This window comes from Gordonia sp. 852002-10350_SCH5691597 (assembly GCF_001665715.1).
Lineage (GTDB): Bacteria > Actinomycetota > Actinomycetes > Mycobacteriales > Mycobacteriaceae > Gordonia > Gordonia sputi.
Genome location: NZ_LZMO01000058.1, coordinates 1 through 16,884, shown reverse-complemented (window position 1 = coordinate 16,884; position 16,884 = coordinate 1). Strand labels below are relative to the sequence as shown.

The window sequence follows — 16,884 nt, the reverse complement described above, 5'->3', positions numbered from 1 at the left end:
GATTCGCGAGCGACCCCGCGTGTGGCTCGTCACCGTGGGCGTGGTCGTGCTCCGGCCGCGCGGCGCCTGCTGACCGCGCTGCGGGTTCCGCGTGCGTCGCGTGCGTTGCGGGTTCCGCGTGCGTTGCGTGCGTTGCGTTCTCCGGCTGCTCCGCGTTCCCCGGGTGTGCTGGTTGCTCTGCGTGCGAAGAATCGTCGATGCTCATGAGCACCAATGATGCGCGCTCACAGCGTGAGCGCAAGCAAGGTGAACATGCCCTCACCACGCTGAACGGCCCGACCCGAGCCGCAAATACACGTGTTTCTGACACCTGCACGCGAAGCTTTGCGCGCATCTGTCAGAAACACGTGTATTTGCGACGCCGCGCCGGCCCGCGCCCCGCCGACGCCGCGGCCGAGCGTGCGGTCAGTACCCGCTCGACCGAATGGGGCCGGGGTCCCAGAGTCCGGATCGGCGCGCGGTGCCGAGTTCGAGCTGTGCCGGGGGTGCGGGGTCGACCTCGGTGAAGCGTTGCAGTCCGCCCCAGTCGCGGCCCCAGTTGTTGCGCAGGTACGTGGGGATCAGGGTGGGGATGAGCGTGGCCTCGGTGATACCGAGCGGCCCGCCAGCGGTCCCCGACATCCAGGTCTGGCTGTTCTTCTGGGTGGCCTCGGCGTCGGGCATGATGCGCCAGCGCGGCACCTGCATCACTCCGTTGCGCACCTTCATCGGCTGCTGGCACGGGAAGACGAGTCCCGACACCCAGTCGATGAAGACGGGATCGGTCGTTCCGACGACGTCGTTGAGCGTCCGCAGGACCGGAACCCGCGGTGGGGTGACCGCAACCCATTCCGACGGTGCCCCGGACGTGTCACGCACGACGATCCGCGCGAGTGTCGCCTGTGCCGGTGCGTCGGCGAGTGGGAATCGGAGGTTGCGCCACGTCGGAGCCGTTCCGACGTCGAGTGGCGACATCGTTCCCAGGCGCTGCACCGTGCCGCCGGCCCCGACGCGTCCGAACTCGACGGTCACGTCCTGACCGTCGGTGCGCAGTCCATCGCCGTCGACGGCGTCGACCGAGCCCGCGACGGCGACCGTGAGCAGCGGCTTGTCGGCGCTTCGTTGCGGCACCTGGTACCAGCCGGTTGTCACCGATCCCGTTCCCGACGGCGCGCCGTAGGAGCCGAGTACCGGAGTGCTCGCCGGATTGAGTCCGAAGGGCAGCCGCACGGTGGAACCGTTGACGCCGCGCGCGCCCTGCCCACCCTCCGTGCCGCCCTGCGAGGCGTCGGTTGTCTGGTCGCGATCGTCGGAACCCGCGCCCGTCGGTGAAGAGTTCGTCGGCGCAGAACTCACCGCGCCCGACGACCCCGATGAGTCCGTGTCCTCCGTGGCGTCGACCGACAGCTTGTTCGCCACACCGTTCGGGGTGAACCCGGCAGCCGGAGAGCCCTGCCCCGCGCCTGCGAGGGCGTCGGAGATGCTCGGCGCGGGTCGGCCGTCGACGGCGGCAGGAGCGAGCATGCCTGCGTTGACGTCGGCCTCGACGAGGACGTCGTTGGCAAGGCCGCACTCGTTGCCGGTGAGGGCGCGTGCGTTGGAGTTCAGCCACGACCATGAATCCCGTTGCACGTAGGCGGCTTTCGCGAACGATGCCACCATGAACAGCACCATGCAGACCGAAATGACCGGCAGCGGAGAGAACTTCAGCCTGCTGTACCAGTGCTCGGAGTGTCCGGTTCGCGTCTGTTCGTCGGTGTAGTCGTCGCGTAGGTGGAACCACAGACCCGCCGCCGCAGTGAGCACCGCGGCGATCAGGAAGATCCACCACAGGCTCACGCCGCCGACCGACGGCTGTCTGTCCCACCACGGGATGCCGTAGCTGCCGACGAACCACCAACCGTTGGTGCCCGCGAACGAGATTCCGGTGACCGCGAGAACCGCCGCCGCGAAGAACGCACGGTTGCGGCGCGATCGCAGAATGGTCGGCGCCATCATCGCGCCCGCGGCGGCCGCGAGTCCGCCTGCGATTCCGGCGTAGACGCCGAAGTGATGAGTCCACTTGGTCGGAGTGAACGCGATGAAGAACATCGTGCCGAGCGTGACCGCGATCAGTCGCCAGATCGGTGCTCGCGCAACGCCGTTGGGATGCTGTTTGCGCAGCAGTCGCAGGAGCACGACGACAAGGCACAGGATCATGATCAGCACGCCGTAGCGACGCGCGAGCGTACCGTCGGCGGTGGGCAGGATGAGGTAGTAGTAGCGAATCGGCTCCTGCCACCACTCAAGTGTCGGGCCGACATCTGTGGCCACCTTGTTGCCCGCGATCAGCGGGGCCAGTGGCTGGTCGGCGAAGATCTCGTACAGCACAAGGGTTCCGGCCGCGAAGATCGGCGCGAGCATCGGGAGCAGTCCGTCGCGCCGACGTCGCGACACGATGGTGCGCACGATGGGACGGACACCCGCGAGCAGCGCGGCCACGGCCATGAGACCACCGGGAGCCAGCGCAAGGGTGAACGCCGCAACGGCGACGGCGACCGCATACGGCAGCAATCTGCGTGTGGCGATGGCACGTTCGACGCAGCACCACGTGAGGAGTGCGCCGACCGCTTCCGCAGGTTCGGGCCGCAGACCGTTGTTGTAGGGCAACCAGAGTGCGAGATAGACGAATGCTGCCGACCACACAGCCGGAGTGCTGGTGCGCACCGCTCGGCCCAGGCGCGGGATCACCTCGCGGGAGATCAGCCACCATCCGAGAAGTCCGAGCAGGAAGGCGGGCAGGCGCATCCACGGCGTGGCGAGACTGACGTGCGTCATCGCGGCGATCACCTGGAAGTGCCAGCCGAACGGGTCCTGTGGCACACCGAAATAGCGGAAGTAGTTGTCGGCGTAGCCCGCATCGCCGGTGATGCGTCCGACGATGAAGTTGTAGCCGTCGTCGGAGGTGTTGGCCCCCGCCAACCACCAGAACGCGAGTATGGCGAGCACCGCGAGATCGGGGCCGCGGATGGTGAACCAGCCTGCGGGTAGGAATCGCCTGTGGCCCCTGCCATCTCGCGAGTCGAGCACGCCGAGCGCGACAAGCGACAGCAGCGTCATGATGATGCCGATGATGATCGCGGCCAGTTTCAGTGGCGTCGGTGAACTCACGTATCTGGTGTCGATCGTGGCGTGCATCGACAGGCCGTCGCGCGATGCCGAGGCGGGAAGATCGGTGTAGACCCCGACGATCTGCGGGCGCATCTCGTGGTCGGGAGTCGAGTACGTCAACAGGCTTCCCGCACCAGCCGACGTCCCGTCGATCTTCGCGTTCACCCCGTGCTCGTCGGCGTGGAACAACACGGTGCACGACGAATTATCCTGCGCGGCTGCGCGTTCGGTCGAGAGGATCACGACGTCGCGATCGGTCACGGTGAGCGTCGACGCGTCGGCGCGGACGAATAGTCCGCGCGCACTGGCGTCCTGTCCGCCCGCGGGCGTCGTCGACATCAGGACGCCGCCCGACGCGGGCAGGTCACGGGCCAGTGAGCACGGAACCCGCAGATCCATGTCGACGGGAACGAACGAGACGAGTGGTGCGGCGACGTTGCCGACGCCCTCGCCCTGCGGCCACGACAGGGCCGCCGTCGACTGGGTGACCGGCAGCAGCGGAGTGGCAACTGCGAGAAGGACACCGAGCATTCCTGCCACGGCCGCGATGATCTGTGCCCGGCGGTAATTGCGCGGCGTCCGCGTGGTGGATTCGTCGCGTTCCGAGGTCTCGGTCGGAGTCTGTGGTGTCGGATCAGTTGTCATCGGACTGCGGCTCCACCCTGATCGAACCATCGTGTGACCAACCCCAGCGGGTGATCTGTGACGTCTGTAGCTGTGCTGACGGTGCGTCCGGGGTGAGCGGTGAAAGTCGTTCCAGCGCACCCCATTCCCGCGTCCAATCGTCCTTGAGATACGTCGGGACGGCCTGTGCGGCCGTCGTGGTCTCCGAGATGCCGAGAAGTCCGCCGTCGACTCCCGCCTGCCAGGTCTTCGATTGCGAGTTGGCGAAGGGGTAGTCGGGCAGGATGCGCCAGCGTGGGATCTCCGCCACCCCGTTGGTCACCCGCATCGGTTGCTGGCACGGGAAGTGCGCGGCGACCATGAAGTCGATCAGCGTGGGGGTCTGGGACCCGACGACCTGCTGAAGGGTCTGTAGGCGTGGTGCTCGCGGCGGTGTGATCCCGATGAACTGGTACTGCCCGAGGTTGTTGTCCAACAGCGACATTCGCATCGCCGACGCTCTCGGTGGCGCAGCACTCATGGGTACGCGCAGGTTGCGCCACGGCCGGTTGGAGATGACCGGCCCGGGATCGATCGGGAGGATGTCGGGTCCGATCTGGGTGAACGACCCGTCGGGTCCCCTGGTGCCGAACTGGACAACGAGTTTCTGCCCGAAGTTCGTGACCCCGAAGGTATCCACCGTCGAAATCGCACCCGCGGCCGAGACGACGAGCAGCGGGGTCGCGGCACGATCGGCGGGCAGGTCGTACCAGTCGGTGGTGAGTCGGGCCTCGCCCGCGTAGCCGTAGCTACCGAGGACCGGCGTCGTCGCGGGATCGAGTCCGTAGGGGAGTGCGACTGTCGACCCGTTGACGGTTTCGGGTCCGCGGCCACCCGTGGTGCCTGCGCCCAATCCGCCCGTGATCGAGAACGGTCGTGCGGGGCTTGCCGCCACGTTCATCTGGCCGGGGCGCTGACTGCCCGGCTCCGGCGAGAGATCGTCGGGGATGCCGTTGGGGGAGAATCCGACGGCAGCATCCGGTCCGCTTGTGGCTCCCGAGAGTGCCTGTGTCGCAGTCCGTCCGTCGGCGGGTCGAAGCATTCCGGTGTTGGGATCGGATTCGACGAGCACGTCGTCGGCCATGCCACAGTTGTTGCCGCGCAGCGTGTTCACGTTCTCGGCGAACACCGTGGTCGCGGGATAGCGCGATGCGACCGCTTTGGCGAACACCAGCAACTCCGCGATCACCATGAGGCCGGCGATCAGAGCGATGGGCGACGAGGCGAGGAAGAGTCGTCGACGATCGGCCCGCGACTCGCCGGGTCCGTCGGTCGTATGCGAAAGTCCCTTGTTCTCAACATAATCGAGTCGAAGGTGCTGCCACACCGCGATTCCGGCGGCGATCACGGCCAGGATCAGGAACAGCGTCGACACCGGTCTGCCCGCGATGATCGGGGCGCGGTCGAACCACGAGATGCCGTATTCGTAGGCGAATGGCCAGGCGTTGTAGCCGGCCATCGCGGCGGCGAGGGCGAAGAACAGTCCCGAGACGAAGACCGTCAGATTCCGTGCCGAGCGTGCGGCAGATTGCGCGACAGCCAGAGTCGCGATCGCTGCGATCGCGGCGGCGAGTCCCGCGAAGACGCCGAACTGGATCGTCCACTTCGTCGGGATGAAGGCGAACAGCACAAGGGTGACGCCGATGGCGCCGATCAGTCGCCACGTGGGACCGGCGTGGACACCGGCAATTCGCCCGCGCCGCAACATCACTGCGACTGTGACGACCAGTCCCGCCAACAGCAGCAGTACGGGGACACGGCGGGTGAGCGCTCCGTCGTCGGTGACGACGGAGATGAAGTAGTAGCGCAGATACTCCTGATACCAACCGATGACGGGTCCGACGACGTAGCGGACGCGGATCGCCTCGACCACCGTGGCGATCGTCTGGTCGCGGAACACGACGACCAACACGAGAAGTCCGGCGGCGATGGTCGGTGCGAGCAGGGGGAGCAGCCCGTCGGAGCGCCTGCGCACGAGCAGTACGTGCAGCAGTGCGCGGGAGGAGGCAATCAGGATCGCGACGCCGATGATGCCCTGTGGCGCAAGGGCAAGCGTGAATGCCGCGAGACCCGCCGCGATGGCTCCCGGGAACAGTTTGCGTGTTGCCAGAGTGTGTTCGGCCGCCCACCACGTGAGCAGCGAGCCCAGCACGATGATTCCCTCGGGACGCAGACCGGAGCAGAACGGGAGCCAGAACGCGGTGAAGACGAGGGCTGCAGACCACTGCGCCCAGCCGCTACGTCGAACAGCAGAACCCAGTCGGGGCAACAGGATTCGACTCAGTACGAACCACGAGGCGAGTCCCGCGATCAGTGCGGGGATGTGCATCCACAGGATCGACGGCGAGATCGACGACCAGTGCGCCAGGAACGAGTAGTACCAGTCGAATGGAGCCTCGGGGATGCCGTACCAGCGGTAGTAGTTGGCGAGATAACCGAACGACGACGCCGTGCGCCCCATATTCAGGATGTACCCGTCGTCGGGGCTGCCCGCGCCGAGGAACAACCAGATCACCAGCACCGCGGTGACCGTCAGGTCGGTGGCGCGGGGACGCAGGAGGCGCAGCCATCCGGTGCGGCGTCGAGGTCGGTGCCGGACGTCGTCGCTCATCCGGTCGAGCAGGAAGAGTGCGACGAGCGAGACGATCACCGCGAGCACCGCCAGCACCATCAGAACGAGCTTGAGCGTCGTCGGCGAACTCTCGTAGCGATTGTCGATGCGGATGTCGACCCGCATCCCCGCATCAGCGGCCGCCCGTGCCTGGTCGGGCGTCAGGTCGCTGAACACGCCGTCGATCTGAGGGCGCTTGTCGGGCTCGAGGGTTGTGGCGGCACCGAGGCCGACGAACTGTGCGCCGGGACCGTCCGGCGACGACCAGACGTGCAGTTCGCTACAGCGCCCCAGATCGGCTCTCGGCGCCGACGCCGCGACGGAGTTGCGGAAGGTCGCGGTCACGGTGTCGCCCGCGGTCACGTAGAGGGCAGAGGCCTTGGAGTCCTGCGCGGAGACTGCCATCGTCGACATGATGAGCGTCGACTTGCCCGCGGGTGCGTCGGCGAGCACGCGGCACGGGATGCGGACGTCCAGCGATTGCGAGGTCTGCGCGATCAGCGGCGCGGTGACCGACGACGTCGTCGACGCGAGTTGTTGACCCTGCGGCCAGGAGAACGATGCGTCGGTGCTGTGTACGGGCAGGAACCCGATCAGCAGACACAGCACAGCGCCCAGTAGGCCGGAGACCGTGGCGACCAGCCCGACGGTGCGACGCGAGCCGATCGTCGACTTCTCTGCCGGTGGCGAAGCATCGGACTCGGCTGGCGGGGCTGTCGCAGGCACGGTCACTGATGTTAGGCGATCACGTCCCACCGCCCGCCCGGTGCCGCGATCAGGGGTTGTGGGTCAGTGCCTGATCGGGGCGGGGCTCCACAATCCGCTGCGCGTTGCGGTGCCCGTGGTGATGGGTGCGCGGGTCGTCACGTCTCCGTAGGGCTGGTAGCGCTCGAGGGCGCCCCAGTCGCGGCCGATGTCACCCTGCAGATAGGTCGCGAGGGTCTCGGGCTGCTGCGACACCTCGAGCCACCCCAGCGGACCGCCACCGTAGGAGTCCTGCCACGCCGAGACGGCCGCGGCGAGGTCGGCGCCGGGCCTGATACGCCACTTCGGGATCTCAGCGACGCCGTAGTGGTGGGTGAACGGCCGCTGGCACGGGAAGACCAGCCCCGACGTCCAGTCGACGTGCACCGGGTCCTCACTGCCGACAACCTCTTGCAGTGTCTCCATGTGAGGCAGTCGCGGTGGGGTCACCACGATGAACCGATCGGCCGAGAGATTGTCGTCGTTGGCGACGATCCGCACCGCGGAGAGGTTGTCGGGAAGCGACGACGTGGTGATGCGGACGTTGCGCCACGACGGTTGCGGTCCCGGGTCGATCATCTCGGTCTCGCCGGTGGGCTTGAGGTCGGCGTCGCGGGTCGACGACCCGACGGGGTCGGTTGTGTACTCCAGCAGGAGGTTCGGGTTGTCGTAGCGTCCGGCGACCGAGAAGGTCAGCAGCGGCTGCTTCTTGTAGTCGGCGGGCAGTGCGTACCAGCCCGAGGTGAGGCGGGCGGGAACCTGATCGGTCGTCGAATAACTGCCCTCGACGGGTGTGCGTGCCGGGTCGAGCATGAACGGCAGACGTGCGTGGCTGCCGTTGACCCCGGCCGTCGAGAGCTCTCCACCGCCGGTTCCGCCACTGTTGGCGGTGAGGACGTCGTTGGTCGACGTCGCGTTGCCTGCGAGCACGCCCAGCGAGCCGGCGCTCGCCTGAGTGGTGAGGTCCTCGGGAACGCTGTTCGACGTGAATCCTGTTGTCGCAGGCCGGGATGCGTCGGGTTGGACGGTCGATGGGCCCGCGAGGGGGTCGGTCAGGGTCGGGTCGACGGGCGAGAGCATGTGGTCGTTGGGGTTGCGTTCCACCCACACCTTGTCGGCCATGCCGCACTGTTTGCCCGCGAGGGCCTCGATGTTCGAGCGTGGAACCGAGAACGACGACGACTGGTTGACCGCAGCGAATCCTGCCGTGACGAGTTCGAAGATCACCACGGCGGCTGCCACGTACGCGAGGGGTGCGCCCGCGACGGAATCGATCGCCCTGCGGTACCAGCGCCGTCCGGTGTCGGTCTCTCCGGGCGTGGCGCCTTGGGGATCTGTTCCGGTGAACGGCTCGCGGAAGTGGAACCACAGAGCGAGCAACAACAGCAGCAGCGAGAGGTAGAGCAGCGCATTGCTCACCGAGAATCCCAAGTCGACCTGGCCGACGCCCCACGGCATACCCCACGCCGACGCGTAGTAGTACGAGTTGGGTGCCGTGAACGCCAAGCCCGCGATGAACAGCACGAGTGCTGCGAACAGGGTGCGGTTGCGCCGGGAATGCATGGCCTTGTTGCTCGCGGCGATGGCGGCGATGGCAGCCAAAGCCGCGGCAAGTCCGGCGAACACGCCGAAGTGGTGCGTCCATTTGGTCGGCGTAAACATCAGGAACACCAGCGACGCGAATGTGATGCCGACGATGCGTCGAGCAGGGCCGACGGCCGTTCCGGGGATGCGCGACTTGCGGATGAGCACCGCTGCCGAGACCACCATGCCGAGGATCATCGCGAGGACGGCGAAGCGTCGGGCGATCGAACCATCGGCCGAGAACGCGAACAGCGACGAGTACCGGTCGATCTCGTTGTACCAGTGTGCCGACGGCCCCAATGCGGTCTTCATCTTCGACGAGTCGGAGAACGCACGCAGCGTCAGGTTGGAGAAGACCACGAAGATGACGAACGTCCCGGAGGCGAGAACCGGTGCGAGCAGCGCTGCGTACGACCAGAATCCGCCGCCGATCGCGCGCGCACGTTTGATCAGGGCCAAGATGATCGGTCTCGCTCCCGCGATGAGCGCGGCAACCGCGAGCAGGCCTGTCGGACCCGCGGCGAGGCTGAACGCGCCGATCAGACACGCGATCGCGGCGGGGAGGATGCGTCCGGTCGCGATTGCGCGCTCGACCGAACACCAGGTCAGTAGCGCGCCGAGCGCGATGATCGGTTCCGGTCGCAGACCGTTGTCGAACGGGAACCACGATGCGAGGAAGACGAACGCGGCGGTCCAGCCGACGACGGGTCGGCTGATCGCGGCGCGGCCGAGTCGTGGCAGCACCTCGTGGCTGACGATCAACCACGACGCGATTCCGCACAGCAGGGCCGGTATGCGCACCCACGGGCTGGCGAGCGAGATATGGCTCATCAGGCCGAAGACCTCGTAATACCAGCCGAATGGCGCCTCCGGTGCACCGAACCAGCGGAAGTAGTTGGCCGTGTACTCACTGTTCTGCGCGACCCGCGACATCGTCAGCAGGTAGCCGTCGTCGGACGTGTTGGGTCCGATGAAGTGCCAGATGATCAGGGCGCCGATCACCACGTAGTCGCGGGCATTGAGTCGCCACCACTTCGCAGGGAAGATTCGACGATGCTTGCGGCCGTCCGTCGAATCGAGAACGGCAAGCGCCGACAACGACAACAGGGTGCACACGATACCGACGATCAGTACGAGCCATTTGAGGATCGTCGGGGCCGTCGAATAGCGCGAGTCGATGGTCACGTGTGCGCGCAGCCCGGGGAGTTCCGACGCCGCTCCGGACAGGTCGGTGAAGAGTCCGGTGACCTGTGGGCGCTGGTCGGAGCTATAGCTCTGCGATTCGCGGCCCTTGGTGGTCCCCATCAGCGCGGTACTGCCGGAGGCGGACTGGCCTGCTGGTGCCGTCATTCCGACGAACTCGGCGGTCACGGCGTCGGAGTCGGCGTGGACGACGATGTCACGGCATCCCTGCGAACGCATGTCGGCGAGCGTGGCCGACACCAGCGGCACGTTGCGCACGACGACTTCGATGCTCTGCTTGTCCGGCGAGTCGGCGGGGTTGCCGGTGCGGCGGATGAACAGACCGCGCTCAGCAGACTTCGCCGCCTGCTTGGGGGTCGTCGACAGCAAGACCGAATCGTCGGCGCCGAGCCGTTCGGCTGCCGAACACGGAACCGAGACGTCGAGGTCGATCGGGACGTACGAGATGAGTGGTGCCGAGACCGATCCGATCTCGCTGGATTCGACGCTGCCGGTGGAGGGCCAGTTGATCTCCGCCGTGGTCTGCTTGACCGGCATCAGCGGCGTGGCGAGCGCGAGGAATACTCCGAGCAGGCCGGTGACGATCGCGATGAGTTTCGCTCGTCTCACGGTCTGCGATTGCACAAGCAGTGATCCTAACGGCCGTGTGCGACGTCGCGAACTCTCGGTCACTCGTGCGTCTGACGCGCTCGTGGGTCTGGCGGTGTCGTGGGTGTGGCGGTTTCGTGGGTGTCGGCGGTGGAGAGTATGGACGCGTGGCCGGTGCCGGTGGATAGGCTTGCAACCATGTCGACCGACGCCACGGGAACCGAACCGCTGCCGATCCTGCTGTTGAATGGGCCCAACCTGAACACGCTCGGGATTCGACAGCCCGAGGTGTACGGCTCGGCGACGCTCGCCGACGTCGTCGAACTCGCCGAACGCACCGCCGGTGAACTCGGTTACGGCCTGCGGGCGGCGCAGACCAACCACGAGGGCGAGATGATCGACTGGCTGCACGAGGCGCGCGGCAATATCAGCGGAATCGTCATCAACCCGGCTGCGTGGACGCATACGTCGGTCGCGCTGGCCGACGCGCTCGTGATCCCCGACGTTCCGATCATGGAGGTGCACATCAGCAATGTGCACAAGCGTGAGGAGTTCCGTCACCACTCGTTCGTGTCGCCGCTCGCCTCGGGAGTGATCATCGGCTACGGCATCCGCGGCTATGAGTTCGCGATTCGACGCCTCGTGGAGGTCCTGGGCTGATGGCTGACCTCGACGATCTCGGACGGACGGCGCTGGGTGTCGCGTGGGCGCGAGCTGTCGAGTCGTCGAGGGACGACGCATTGTTCGACGACCCGCTGGCCGAGGCGATCGCACGAATCCAGCCCCGTGGCTCCGAATTCGGTGGACGCGACGGCGCCGATGGAGGCGGTTCGGACAAGATCCGAGCGATGTACGACTGGATCGTCGCGCGCACGGTGTCCTCGACGAGGTGTTCGCTGATGCCGTCGCCGACGGGATCACGCAGTTCGTGATCCTTGGTTCGGGGCTGGACGGTCGGGGATTTCGGCTCGATTTCGGTTCGGGAGCAACGCTTTTCGAGGTCGACAGGCCGTCGGTGGTCGAGGTCAAGGAGGACCTCGTCGCGCAGTCGGGTCTTGCGCCGACCGTCGAACGTCGCGTGGTGGCTTCCGATCTGGCTGATGACTGGCTGCGTGCCCTCCAGAGCAAGGGTTTTCGGGCAGATCTACCGTCGGCGTGGCTCGCCGAGGGGCTGTTCGTGTACCTGCCCGACGAACTCGGTCTACGCGTGATCGAGGGCATCACCGCGGCATCCGAATCCGGCTCACGGATCGGGGTGACCGTGCGCCGCGCGGCGTCGTCGGTTGTCGACGATTCCGCTGGTCCTTCTGCTGCCGACCCGTTTGCGGAGGTGCGGAAGTTGTGGCGTAGCGATGTTGACGTCGCGCAGCATCTCGACGCTGCCGGGTGGAACTGCGAGCTGTCAAAGACGCGCGACGTGCTTGCCGCTCATGGGCGTTCGCTGTCCGAGACCGCCGACGCGCAAGAGTCCGCGACGCTGCTGTCGGGTGTACGACGCCAACGCGGCCACGGGACGATCGACCGCTCCTGACGGATTGCTCAGCGCGCCGGGGGTTTTCGCGCCCGGGTTATCGTGCCGGGGTTTATCGAGCCGGGGTTTATCGAGCCAGGGCTTCTCGGGCCAGCTCGGCGACGGGGCCGTCGAGGCGAGGTCCGTGTCCGGGGAAGAGCACTGTCGCGTCGAGGTCGGTGAACGATTCGACGCTGCGTCGGGTCGCGGCGTCGTCGTGGTTGAAGAAGCGCGGGAGTAGCTGCGGCCCTTGGTGTCCAGAGAGCGGATGGCCGCTGATCAGAGCGTCGCCCGAGACGAGTACCGCGCCGTCGGCGACGAGGAAAGCGCTGTGCCCGTCGGTGTGGCCGCGAGCAACCACCGGCTGTGGCCGACCGGGGAGGTCGAGGGCGACGTCGGTCGAAAAGGGTTGTGCGGTGGCGATTCCGGCCCGGCTGAGTACGCCGAGAAGTGTGACCATCGCCAGCCATCGCCACGCGCGTGGCTGCCACGCGACCGCGGCGATGTCGAGTGGACCCGCCTGCTGCAGGAGGTCGCGGTGTGCGTGTGGCACTTCGGCGGGGTCGACGAATACCGGGAAGCCGAAGCGGTCCACCAGCTTCGCCAGCCCTCCGATGTGGTCGACGTGAGCGTGGGTGAGCAGTGCGGCTCTGATGTCGGTGGGGTGTGCGCCGATCGACTCGATCGACGCCACCACGTCGTCGGCGTTGCCCGGATATCCGCCGTCTATCAGTGTGATGCCCGAATCGTCGCGCAGCAGAACCCAATTCACCGCGGGTGTGTGCACCAGATACGCCGTCGACGACGTGGCGTCGACCTCGGTGATCTCGAAGGCGCTCACTTGCGCACCACCAGAACGAACGGTCCGACGTCGGTGACCTCGAAACGTGGGTCGTTGAAGAGGTTCGGGTCGAATGTCACCGTGTAGCGCTTGACGTTTGGATCGTTCGGATAGACGTCTGCGGCGAGGCGTAGTGCGTAGCCGTCGGCGGAATAGCGGAACAGGAAGACGTTCGGCGGGGTCCAGGGCGCGGCGTCGAGTTGGCGGACGAGGTCGTCGGCCGACGACGCCTTGGACCAGGTCTCGATGGTTGCGGCTCGTTTGTCGAACTCCGCCAACGGGTTTGCGTAGTGCGAGGTGAGTCCCTGGAAGCCCCAGTACGGGTAGACCGAGAGGAATCCGTAGTCGGCCGTGAGGACGACGTTGTCGGTCGCCGGGCGTCCGGTCTTCTCGCCGATGAGCTTGTCGATCTGCGGGTAGTACGACTCGGCGCCGGGTGGACGCTTGTCGGCACGGTCTCCGTAACCGTCGGTGTCGGTGTAGGCGGTCGTGATCTCGTTGGAGAGATAGGCCGGAATGCTCTGCGCCACAGCGATTGCCGCAAGGGCTGCGAGTACCCCGACCACGACGCGCACGTCACCGAATCTGCCGACGGCCCAGTGGGCAAGCTCGACGACGCCGAACACTCCCGCCGCCGCGAGCACCGCGACGAGGATGGGTTCGAGTCGAAAGCCGAGCAGCGTCGTGCCCGCGGCAGTTGCCAGCATCGAGAGCAGACTCATCAGGTAGATGCCGACGACCGTGACGCCCAGGGCCGCGGCGATGGTGCGTTGGCGGAATCGGAGCAGAATCCAGACCAGGCCGATGAACGTGATCGCGCCGACCAGGCTGAGGTGGAACATCGGCCACGGCAAGAACGAACCGCGTTCTGGCAGATAGTGTTCGGCGGTGCCGCCGCTCGCGGGCTCACTGCGCAATCGAGCGAGGAGGTAGGGAGCCCACACGGTCATTGCGATGAGCCCGGAGATGACACCCATCACCACCAGCCGCCCGAACACAGCCAGGACGAGGCCGCGTCGGGTTTTCGACACTTCTTCGCGGGGTAGCGCCTTGTTGGAGGCGTTGACCCAGCCGTGAACGATGAGCGCAAATGCCATCAGGATCGCGACGCCCGCGAACAGTCCCGTGTAGAGCGTGTAGAAGGTTGCGCTCAGACCGAGAAAGAGGCCGGTTGCCACCACCGCTGCCCAACTCGTGCCGGAGCGCAGTGAGGCCGTCGGGCCGTCGGCGTGCCGGGAACGACCGCGCAGACCGTAGAGCATGGGGATCAGCATCGGGACGCCGATCATGATCAGCACCGCCGCGTACGGTTCGGGACCCGCGTACATCAGCGTCACGACGGTGACGGCGAGCGCTGTCGCGATGCCGCGGTCGGCGCGCACCATGCGAGTCCAGAGCACCACTCCGATCGCCGCGGCGACCGCCATCGAGAGGATTGCCCACGGTTTGAACGCCTCCCAGCCGGGCAGACCCATCAACGACGCATAGCGGCCGCCGCCCCAGAACCATCCCGCCGGATAGTAGGGAGCCAGGTGCAGATAGGTCATGTCCGCGAGGTGCGGACTGCTGGTGAGCCGGGTCAGGTATTCGGTGCGGAACTGCTGGTCGGCGGAGAGTCCGAAGAGGTAGAGGCGGGTCGCCCCGAGCGGCATCCCGAGCGTGACCGTGACCAGCCCGGAGATGCCCGCGGTCGACAGTAGGGTGACCAGCCACCGCGCTTTGCCGTAGCGGTACAGCAGCGCAGCGATCACCAGGATCGCCACGGCCACCACCTGGCCCGCCGTGGTGAGCGACCGGGTGACGTTCGACGAGTTGAACGCGGGCCACTGCACCGAGTCGATGGCCTTGAGAGCGACCAAGGCCACGATCGCCCCGACGATCACCGCGATGACCAGGTCGATCAGTGTCCGGACGTGGCGATTCACTCGACGCTGAGGGGTCGCAGAAGCCTGTGGACTCGAGTCGTCGGTGGTCGGGCTCTGCGTTGACGTCACGCGTCTATTTCTAGCAGGGGGCCGTACTGACCCACGCCGGACGCCGCGGCGCGACGGCGTGTGGCCCCCGAGACGGTGTCTGGGGGCTGGCGCTCGTGCGGGCGTGGGTCAGAAGGGCGGGTCGCCGGTGTCGGGGTCGTTGGCGAGCCGCCAGGCGCGGGTGTCGGCGCGGTGTTGTCCGATGCGCGCGCTATGAGCGGCGGCAAGCCGTCCGGGGATGCGTCGGTCTGGGCGATCGGGCTCGTCGAGGGCGGGGAAGAGGTCGCGACCGTTGTACGCGTTGCCGACGAAGTGGTAGCCGCCCGGGGACCGGAAGATGGCGCGGCCCATGGGGGTCTGATGGTCGCGCCAGCCGACTGCGAAGGTTTTGTGGCGGTGGTGGAAGCGGCACAGCGGGCGCAGGTTGGCGCGCTCGGTGAGTCCACCGGCTTTCGGATTGCCGTGGTTGAACGGCTTGGCATGGTCGACGTCGGCGCTGGCGACTTTGTTGGTGCAGCCGGGGAAGGTGCAGCAGAGTTCACCGGCCTTGACCAGAGCGGCGAGCTTCTTGGGTATCGGGTATCGGTGGACGGCGCGGGCGGATGCTTCGTGGTCGGGGTGGATGTAGTTGCGTTTGGCCTCGGTGAGTAGTGCGCGGGCGGTGTCGGCGTCGATGAGGCCGTGGCCGTCGAGGAAGGCGGGGTTGTTGTCGTGGCCGAGGAGGGTCGAGAGATTGACCACGATGTGGAACATCGGCCGCGGCGCGAGTGCAGCAGAGTCAGCAGGAGTTGGGGGCTGGTTCTGGGTGCCGTTCTCGGCGCGAGTGCGTAAGGTGTGGCACTCCGGGCAGTCGCAGGGCAGGGTGGGCAATCCCTGTGCGAGGGCGGTGAGCGCGTCGGCGCGCTGTTGGGCGTGGGTGCGGGGGTCGTCGGGGTGGATGTTGACGATCATGTCTTCGAGGCGTGTATCGAGGATGGCTGCCGCGCTGGCGGGGAGTTGGCCGTCGATCTTCGATTGGCCGGGTTCGTCGCGGTGGGGGCGGATTCCGAGGTAGCGGCGGCTGGTGGCAGTCTCGCGGCGGCGGGCGGCGCCGTCGGGGTCGACGCATTCGATGGTGGCATCGATCATGGTGCGGAATCGGGTGAGCGACATGGGTTCCCGCGCTCCGATCGCTGCAGCGAGTGCGGTGTCGACGGCGTCGAGGTGGGCGTCGTCGACGTTGTCGGTGCGGGCGACGACGTCGTGGAAGCGGGGTAGGTCGATGCGGCCAGTGGCGAGAAACCGCGCGGTTTTGGGGAGTCGGTAGCGCAGGGCGGCACCGGTTTCGATCATCTTCTTGGCGTGGGCGGGCGTGAGACAGAGGGTGGCGCCAAGTTCGGCGATGGCTGTGGTCAGGCCGTCAGGGCCGAAGCGGGCCAGCGGGTTCTGGTTGTTCTGAGTCAGGAGTGCGGCGAGCTGTTCGGGGTCGGTACAGCCGTCGGGGACGGCGTGCTCGCCGGTTCCGATTTCAGCGTCGATGCGCTGGAGGTATTCGGCCTCGCGTTCTTCGTACAGCAGGATTGCGGCTTGCAGCATGCGATAGTCGGCGCACGCCTTGATCGCGTTGGTGTGGAAAAGCACCTCGACGAGTTCGCGTGAGTAGAGGCGTTCGTCGTCGGCGAGCTGGGTCAGCAAGGATTCGACGCCCGAGGTCTCCACGTCATCGGCGCGGCTGAGGGCGTCATCCGGGTCGGGGTCATCGTGAGCCATATCTAGAACATACATTCGAGGTCTGACAATTCTGTCCGCCCGCGATAGTTGCAGGTAGATCGGGTCTGATTCGCTCGGCGTGGCGGCGTGGCGGCGTGGCGGCGTGGCGGCGTGGCGGCGTGAGAGGCTGGTCTGATGTCTGTGACGCTGCGCTACATGGAAGCCCGGCTACTGCCCGCCTGGCTTGAGAGAAGTAAAGCCGGGTATACCAACAGGGTCACGGCAAAGTCGGTATAGGAACAGCCTGACCAGCTGTTACGTGTGAGTTTGGTGTGACCGGTGTGTCGTG

General features: G+C 66.8%; 7 protein-coding genes and 2 pseudogenes. 2 read left to right on the top strand and 7 right to left on the bottom strand.

What is annotated here, in order from left to right:
* From A5777_RS25235 to A5777_RS04215, 4 genes and pseudogenes are all read right to left on the bottom strand, one after another.
* Nucleotides 1-205, bottom strand: a pseudogene (locus tag A5777_RS25235) (VIT1/CCC1 transporter family protein); the annotation flags it as partial.
* 200 nt (nucleotides 206-405) lie between these two features.
* Complete coding sequence (locus A5777_RS04225; protein WP_005208207.1) at nucleotides 406-3,774, bottom strand: arabinosyltransferase domain-containing protein; 3,369 nt, start codon at nucleotides 3,772-3,774, stop codon at nucleotides 406-408.
* The gene (locus tag A5777_RS04220; RefSeq protein ID WP_082933538.1) at nucleotides 3,764-7,129 is read right to left on the bottom strand and encodes an arabinosyltransferase domain-containing protein; all 3,366 of its coding nucleotides are present in this window, start codon (nucleotides 7,127-7,129) and stop codon (nucleotides 3,764-3,766) included. Before A5777_RS04220 ends, A5777_RS04225 begins: the two co-directional genes overlap by 11 nt.
* A gap of 63 nt (nucleotides 7,130-7,192) precedes the next feature.
* Complete coding sequence (locus tag A5777_RS04215) at nucleotides 7,193-10,558, bottom strand: arabinosyltransferase domain-containing protein (protein ID WP_064861727.1); 3,366 nt, start codon at nucleotides 10,556-10,558, stop codon at nucleotides 7,193-7,195.
* A gap of 162 nt (nucleotides 10,559-10,720) precedes the next feature.
* On the opposite strand from A5777_RS04215, the gene aroQ reads away from it, so the two are divergent.
* Together aroQ and A5777_RS04205 are read left to right on the top strand one after the other, a co-directional pair.
* On the top strand, nucleotides 10,721-11,182 hold the full coding sequence (gene aroQ / locus A5777_RS04210) for a type II 3-dehydroquinate dehydratase (protein WP_039856717.1): 462 nt from the start codon (nucleotides 10,721-10,723) through the stop codon (nucleotides 11,180-11,182).
* Nucleotides 11,182-12,053 (top strand): annotated as a pseudogene (locus tag A5777_RS04205) (SAM-dependent methyltransferase). The gene aroQ and the pseudogene A5777_RS04205 overlap by 1 nt, the downstream one beginning before the upstream one ends.
* Before the next feature lie 67 nt (nucleotides 12,054-12,120).
* Here the strand turns inward: A5777_RS04205 and A5777_RS04200 are convergent.
* The 3 genes from A5777_RS04200 to A5777_RS04190 all read right to left on the bottom strand — a co-directional run bounded on the left by A5777_RS04200 (nucleotide 12,121) and on the right by A5777_RS04190 (nucleotide 16,595).
* Nucleotides 12,121-12,873, bottom strand: coding sequence for an MBL fold metallo-hydrolase (locus A5777_RS04200; RefSeq protein ID WP_005208195.1), 753 nt, complete (start codon nucleotides 12,871-12,873; stop codon nucleotides 12,121-12,123).
* A complete protein-coding gene (locus tag A5777_RS04195) occupies nucleotides 12,870-14,867 on the bottom strand; it encodes a galactan 5-O-arabinofuranosyltransferase (RefSeq protein ID WP_005208193.1) in 1,998 nt (665 codons plus the stop codon). Before A5777_RS04195 ends, A5777_RS04200 begins: the two co-directional genes overlap by 4 nt.
* Before the next feature lie 108 nt (nucleotides 14,868-14,975).
* Complete coding sequence (locus A5777_RS04190; protein ID WP_231894934.1) at nucleotides 14,976-16,595, bottom strand: HNH endonuclease signature motif containing protein; 1,620 nt, start codon at nucleotides 16,593-16,595, stop codon at nucleotides 14,976-14,978.
* Between the last annotated feature and the right edge of the window lie 289 nt (nucleotides 16,596-16,884).